Annotated in this window: 6 protein-coding genes; 4 read left to right on the top strand and 2 right to left on the bottom strand. The window is 62.3% G+C overall.

The window, feature by feature from the left end; genetic code table 11:
- Positions 1-576 precede the first annotated feature (576 nt).
- Complete coding sequence (waaA, locus tag AAEZ10_RS26090) at positions 577-1,851, bottom strand: lipid IV(A) 3-deoxy-D-manno-octulosonic acid transferase (RefSeq protein WP_350571597.1); 1,275 nt, start codon at positions 1,849-1,851, stop codon at positions 577-579.
- An 11-nt stretch (positions 1,852-1,862) separates the two neighbouring features.
- Positions 1,863-2,759 carry a LysR family transcriptional regulator gene (locus AAEZ10_RS26085; RefSeq protein ID WP_071174217.1) on the bottom strand — a complete coding sequence of 299 codons (897 nt, stop codon included), beginning with the start codon at positions 2,757-2,759 and terminating at the stop codon, positions 1,863-1,865.
- 108 nt (positions 2,760-2,867) lie between these two features.
- On the opposite strand from AAEZ10_RS26085, the gene AAEZ10_RS26080 reads away from it, so the two are divergent.
- The 4 genes from AAEZ10_RS26080 (at position 2,868) to AAEZ10_RS26065 (ending at position 6,282) form a co-directional block, all read left to right on the top strand.
- A complete protein-coding gene (locus AAEZ10_RS26080; RefSeq protein WP_016771980.1) occupies positions 2,868-3,200 on the top strand; it encodes a DMT family transporter in 333 nt (110 codons plus the stop codon).
- Between the two features lie 96 nt (positions 3,201-3,296).
- Positions 3,297-4,472: an NAD(P)/FAD-dependent oxidoreductase gene (locus AAEZ10_RS26075; protein WP_073471657.1), complete on the top strand. Its 1,176-nt coding sequence runs from the start codon at positions 3,297-3,299 to the stop codon at positions 4,470-4,472.
- Positions 4,469-5,281: an aldo/keto reductase gene (locus AAEZ10_RS26070; protein WP_073471656.1), complete on the top strand. Its 813-nt coding sequence runs from the start codon at positions 4,469-4,471 to the stop codon at positions 5,279-5,281. The genes AAEZ10_RS26075 and AAEZ10_RS26070 overlap by 4 nt, the downstream gene beginning before the upstream one ends.
- A 32-nt stretch (positions 5,282-5,313) precedes the next feature.
- Positions 5,314-6,282: a metal ABC transporter ATPase gene (locus tag AAEZ10_RS26065; RefSeq protein WP_073471655.1), complete on the top strand. Its 969-nt coding sequence runs from the start codon at positions 5,314-5,316 to the stop codon at positions 6,280-6,282.
- Positions 6,283-6,354: the final 72 nt, after the last annotated feature.

Raw genomic sequence — 6,354 nt, 5'->3', positions numbered from 1 at the left:
GCTTGCCAGATCTGACTGAATCACCGCGCTGAATGGTTTCGGGGCTGCTTCGCAACCCAGCGGGGATGAATCCCCTCACCACAGTCATATTCCAGGCGACTATTGGATCAGCCGCGCCAGACCATCCAGCCAAAGGCGCGGCCCTAAAAATCTGGAATGAATCCCATGTGGTGAGGGGATTTATCCCCGTCCGGCTGCGCAGCAGTCGTAAATCCTGCTTGTCAGATCTGACTGAATCACCGCGCTGAATGGTTTCGGGGCTGCTTCGCAACCCAGCGGGGATAAATCCCCTCGCCACAGTAATATTCCAAGCGACTATTGGATCAGCCGCGCCAGACCATCCAGCCAAAGGCGCGGCCATGAAAAATCTGGAATGAATCCCCTGTGGTGAGGGGATTTATCCCCGTCCGGCTGCGCAGCAGTCGTAAATCCGGCTTGCCAGATCTGACTGAATCACCGCGCTGAATGGTTTTGGGGCTGCTTCGCAACCCAGCGGGGATAAATCCCCTCGCCACAGTAAGTCCCGGCCATAAACAATCTGAATGAATCCCCTCACCACAGTAATATTCCAAGCGACTATTGGATCAGCCGCGCCAAGCCATCCAGCAAGCGCTGCAATGCGCCCTGATTGCGCCGCATCACCGCCAGCCCGGCCTCGGCCATGCGCTGCGCATCACGCGGCAGTTCGAACAAGCGCTGCACCTCGACTGCCAGGCCTTCGGCATCATCCACTTCGGCCAACGCCCCGGCTTCGCGCAGTTGCGCAGCGATGTCGAGGAAGTTGAACAGGTGTGGGCCGCTGAGTACCGGTTTCGCCAGCGCGGCGGGTTCGAGCAGGTTGTGCCCGCCATTCGGCACCAGACTGCCGCCGACAAATGCGCTGTCGGCCAGGGCATAGAGAAACAGCAACTCGCCCATGGTGTCGCCAAGCAGCACGCGCGTCTGCGCATCGACATTGGCCCCGGTCGAGCGACGTACCGTGGCGAAACCTTCGCGCTGGCACAGGTCGAACACCGAATTGAAGCGCTCCGGATGACGCGGCACCAGAATCAATAATGCATCCGGATGATTGGCCAACAGGCGACGATGGGCGTCGAGCACCACTTCGTCTTCGCCTTCGTGAGTGCTCGCGGCGATCCACAAGGGACGATCCTGTGCCTGCCAGTGGCTACGCAGATCGGCTGCACGCTGCAACAGTTGCGGGTCGATAGTCAGGTCGAACTTGATCGAACCGGTGACGTCAACGGTTTCCGAACGCGCGCCGAGATCACGGAAGCGCTGGGCCTCGGCTTCGGTCTGCACCGCCAACAGGCTCATCTCGGCAAGCATAGGCGCGGTGAGTTTGCTGAAACGGCCATAGCCTTTGGCGGAACGCTGCGACAACCGTCCATTGGCCAGCGCCACCGGAATTCCGCGCTTGGCACATTGATGAATGTGGTTTGGCCACAGCTCGGTTTCCATGATCACCGCAAGTTTCGGCTGCACGCGATCAAGAAAACGCGCCGCCGCACAAGGCAAGTCATACGGCAGATAGCAGTGTTGAATGCGCGATTCGTTGGCGAACAGTGCCTGAATCCGCTCCGAACCGGTCGGGGTCATGCAGGTCACGGTGATCGGCAGCGCCGGATAGCGTTCCAGCAGCGCGCGGATCATCGGCGCGGCGGCAATGCTTTCGCCCACCGATACCGCGTGCACCCAAATGCCGCCGGGCTGCAAGGTCGGCATGCCAAGAGTAAAGCGCTCGCCAATGCGCTTGGCATACGCCGGCGCCTTGCGTGCGCGCAGCCACAGCCGAATCGCCACCAATGGCAGCCCCAGGTAAAACAGCGCGGTGTAGAGAGTTCTATTCATGGCGGCGGAGTTTATCGGCTTTTGTCGCCGATCGCCCGCAAGTGCACGGCAAAACGTTCCGCCAGCCAGCGCGCGGCCGGGCCGAGCGGTTCGTCGCGGCGCCAGACCAGTTCCACCACCAATGCCGGCGGCGTCCATTCGCTATCGAGTTCAACCATTTGGCCCTGATACGCCGAGTACTGCACAACGTGGCGCGGCAACCACGCCCAGCCGAGATCGCGCACCAGCCATTCGGACATCACGTAAAAGCTGTCGGCGCGCCACACCTGCGGGCTGGCCGGCTCATTGCCGGGATAGACGCTGGTCTGCGTCGACATCAGCAATTGCCGGTGCTGCGCCAGTTGCTGACAGGTCACGTAGGCCTGCTGCGCCAGCGGATGATTGACACCGCAGACCGTGACCATTTCCACTCGACCCAGTACGCGCCGCTCAAGGGCTTCGGGGATTTCATCGTGATAGAACAGCAGGCCGAGGTCGGCGCGACGGTCGACCAGTTTGCGCGCGACTTCGCCTTGGGCGGCGCTGGTCAGTTGCACTTCCAGGCTGGGAAACTGCTCGGCCAGTTCACCGAAACTTTCCACCAGCGCCTGATACGGCATCGCCTCGTCCTGAGCCACCCGCAACTGCGCCTCCTGACCGCGCAGCATCGCCATGGCCCTGCCGTTGAGGCGCTCGCACTGGCGCAACACTTCGCGGGCCTCTTCCAGCAATGCCGCGCCCGCCTCGGTGAGCATCGGCTGCCGACCGCTGCTGCGTTCGAACAGGCTCACGCCCAAATCCTCTTCGAGCATCGCAACAGCACTGCTGATTGCCGATTGCGCCTTACGTTGTCGGCGCGCCACGGCGGAGAAAGACCGCTGTTCAGCGACATCGACAAATACCCGCAGCTGATCGAGATTCCATTGCATGCTTGCTACCAACCAATCTATAGAACAGATAGGTAATGACTTTACCCCATCTGAGCAATCCCTAAAATGTCGCCTCAGCAAGCAACGATTTATTTGAGGATCGAAACCATGAACGCCTACGTCTATCTGGCCATCGCCATCTGCGCCGAAGTGATCGCCACTGTTTCGATGAAAGCGGTCAAGGGCTTCAGCACGCCGCTGCCGCTGATTCTGGTGATTGTCGGCTACGGAATCGCATTCTGGATGCTGACGCTGGTGGTGCGCACCGTACCGGTTGGCGTTGCCTACGCGGTCTGGGCGGGGATGGGCATTGTCATGGTCAGCGTCGCCGCTCTGTTCATTTACGGGCAGAAGCTCGACGTACCGGCGATGCTGGGGATGGCGTTGATCGTGCTGGGGGTCGTCGTGATTCAGCTGTTTTCGAAAACTGCCGGGCATTAAAAAGCAGCAGCAAGCATTGCTGATTTGCTGGTCCGGGTTGCAGCTTGCAGCTTGAAGCTTGAAACTTGCGGCTTCTTCAAGCTCCGAGGTCGCTGCATGCCATCCGTTATTTCCACCGACGTTCTGATTGTCGGCGCTGGTGTCGCCGGCCTCTGGCTGAATGCGCGCCTGCGCGGTCAGGGTTTCTCGACCGTGCTGGTGGAAAGCGCCAGCCTCGGTGGCGGGCAGAGCGTGAAGTCCCAGGGCATCATCCACGGCGGCGCCAAGTACGCGCTGCACGGTGCGCTGACTGGCGCCTCGGAAGCCATCGCCGACATGCCGCGCCGCTGGCGCCAGGCGCTGGCCGGCACGGGCGAGCTGGATCTGTCCGGCGTACGCCTGCTGTCCGAAGCGCATTACCTGTGGTCGCCGGGCACACTGGCCGGCAACCTGACCAGTTTCTTCGCCAGCAAAGCCGTGCGTGGCCGGGTCGATCAGGTCAAGGGTGACGAGCTGCCGCTGGCCCTGCAAGACAAGCGTTTCAAGGGCAAGGTCTATCGCCTCGCCGAACTGGTGGTGGATGTCCCGAGCCTGATCCAGCGTCTGGCCGAGCTGGCCGGTGACGGTCTGCTCGCCGGGCAGGTCATCGAACCGCTGCTGGAAGCCGGCGTGCTGGTCGGCCTGAAAGTCGACGGCCGTGAGATCCGCGCCCAGCGCATCGTCCTCAGTGCTGGCGCCGGCACTGCCGAACTGCTCGAAGCCCTGGGCCTGAGCCGTCCGGCCATGCAGCGCCGCCCCCTGCACATGATCCTCGCCAAAGGTCCCGGCTTGAAACCGTTGTACGCGCACTGCCTGGGCGGCGGCACCAAGCCGCGCATCACGGTGACCACGCACCCGGCCGCTGACGGCCAGTGGGTCTGGTACATGGGCGGCGACATTGCCGAAAGCGAAGGCGTGGCCCGCGAACCGGCGGAACAGATCGCCACCGCGCAAAAGGAAATCGCCCAGTTGCTGCCGTGGATCGACCTCAGCACCACGCGATGGGCGACCCTGCGCGTCGATCGCGCCGAGCCGCTGCAAACCGGCCTGACCCGCCCGGACAACGCGTTCCTCGCCGAGGAAGGTCGCTTGCTCGTCGGCTGGCCGACCAAACTGGCACTGGCGCCAGACTTCGCCGACCGCGTTATCGCTTCGTTGCAACGCGACGGCATCCAGGCGCAGGCGACTGATCCGCTGCCGCCGCTGCCGAAACCACCGCTCGGTGTACCCGCGTGGGAGCAACTGCTGCCATGACCATCGCCACTCTGCACGAACTGCATCGCCCGCTGGGCAGCACCGGCCTGTCGGTGTCGCCGCTGGGTCTGGGCACAGTCAAACTCGGCCGCGATCAAGGGGTGAAATACCCCAACGGCTTTCAGATTCCCGGCGACGACGAGGCGCGCATGCTGCTGCGCCAGGCGCGGGATCTGGGCATCAACCTGATCGACACCGCGCCGGCCTATGGTCGCAGCGAAGAACGCCTCGGCCCGCTGCTGCGCGGCCAGCGACGGGATTGGGTGATTGTCAGCAAGGTCGGCGAAGAGTTTGCCGATGGCGTGTCGCGCCACGACTTCAGCGCTACGCACACGCGAATGTCGGTCGAGCGCAGCCTGCAACGTCTGGAAACGGATTTTATCGATCTGGTCCTCGTGCACTCGGACGGCAATGACATGGCCATCCTCGAGCACGAAGAGGTCTACGCCACCCTCGCCGCACTGAAGGCCGAGGGCAAGATTCGCGGCTTCGGCTTTTCCGGCAAAACCGTCGAAGGCGGCTTGAAAGCGCTGGAGCAAGGCGACTGTGCGATGGTCACCTACAATCTGAACGAACAAAACGAAAAGGCGGTCATTGACTATGCTGCTGCCCACGGCAAAGCCATTCTGGTGAAAAAAGCCTTGGCCAGCGGTCATGTCTGTCTGAGTCCGGGAGTCGATCCGGTGCGCGCCAGCTTCGAGTTGCTGTTCACTCATCCCGGCGTCGCCAGTGCTATTGTCGGCACAATCAATCCGCTGCACCTCGCCCATAACGTAGCGACCGTTGCCCAGGTCCTGCGTAGTCACTGACGCCGCCCCGCGGCCTTAAGCCAGGAGCCGATATGCCGCGCACGCTCATCCGCAAGAACCCGAGCAACTTCAAGACGCTGCCACTGTTCGTCGAAGCCACGCCCGAAGGCCTGAGCTATCAGAGCGTCGGCATGCCGCTGAACTTCGCCCAGACCCTGCAACGGCGCAAACCGGTCAGCGTCGCCGACAGCGAGCGCTTCGCCCTGGAACTGGCCAACCTCGGCGTGTCCGTGCGCCTGACCTTGCATTGGCAGAATCGCGATTACTGGGTGCTGGTGCGCCAGCGTCGCCAGGATCGCGGCGACGTGGTACTGAAGCTGATTTCCGGCTACGTACCGGCCCATGAGCTGAACATTCCGCTGCACACGGCGATTCAGGAAATTGCCGAAGAGTGCCTGCTGGAAACCCCGGAAGGCTGGCTCGGCGGGCGTTTCAATGACACCTGGCTGCCCGCGCCCTACTCCGCCGCGCTGCATTACCGCGAAGCGCTGCCGTTTCGCCTGACACCGCTGTCCGGTTCGGCACGGCCGGTGCGCTGCGCCAACCTGCAATTGCTGGAGCGACCAAGGGCGTACGTGCATCTGCCGACGGCGTCCCTGCAATTGATCTATGACTTGCGCCTGGATGTGCCCAAGGAGGCGAAGTCCTTGAGCCTGTTTCATGTCGATGAACGCTTGGAGGGTGATCAATTGGTGGCGCGGCTCGATCGCAAACGGCCTGACCTGTATTTGATGCCATTGCACGACGGTCAGCCGCTGCCCGAGTTGTACACCCTGAAAAAGGATCAACTGTATCCGGCGAGTACCCGCGGTCTGTATCTGGCTGAAAGCTTTGCCCGCCAGGATGGCTGGCTGGTGCGCGATGAGCGGATTCGCTGGAAGGACTGGTTGCGCCAACAGGGTCTGACGCCACCCGAGAAGGCTACTGGACTGGCACGCCTGCGCGGCAAGGCCAGGCAGCTGCTGAAGAAAATCGTACCGCGCAAGAAAGTGAATTCCTGAAAGCAAAAAATCGCAGCCTTCGACGGCTCCTGCATTGGAATGTATTCCCCTGTAGGAGCTGCCGCAGGCTGC

The organism is Pseudomonas sp. H26/SER47-MNA-CIBAN-0231 (assembly GCF_040310465.1).
GTDB lineage: Bacteria > Pseudomonadota > Gammaproteobacteria > Pseudomonadales > Pseudomonadaceae > Aquipseudomonas > Aquipseudomonas atacamensis.
Note: the sequence above shows the minus strand (reverse complement) of the source record. Positions and strands in the feature narration are given on the sequence as shown.

Coding starts and splice junctions, on each gene's coding strand:
- waaA (WP_350571597.1), bottom strand. CDS start 1,851: ATGAATAGAACTCTCTACACCGCGCTGTTTTACCTGGGGCTGCCATTG.
- AAEZ10_RS26085 (WP_071174217.1), bottom strand. CDS start 2,759: ATGCAATGGAATCTCGATCAGCTGCGGGTATTTGTCGATGTCGCTGAA.
- AAEZ10_RS26080 (WP_016771980.1), top strand. CDS start 2,868: ATGAACGCCTACGTCTATCTGGCCATCGCCATCTGCGCCGAAGTGATC.
- AAEZ10_RS26075 (WP_073471657.1), top strand. CDS start 3,297: ATGCCATCCGTTATTTCCACCGACGTTCTGATTGTCGGCGCTGGTGTC.
- AAEZ10_RS26070 (WP_073471656.1), top strand. CDS start 4,469: ATGACCATCGCCACTCTGCACGAACTGCATCGCCCGCTGGGCAGCACC.
- AAEZ10_RS26065 (WP_073471655.1), top strand. CDS start 5,314: ATGCCGCGCACGCTCATCCGCAAGAACCCGAGCAACTTCAAGACGCTG.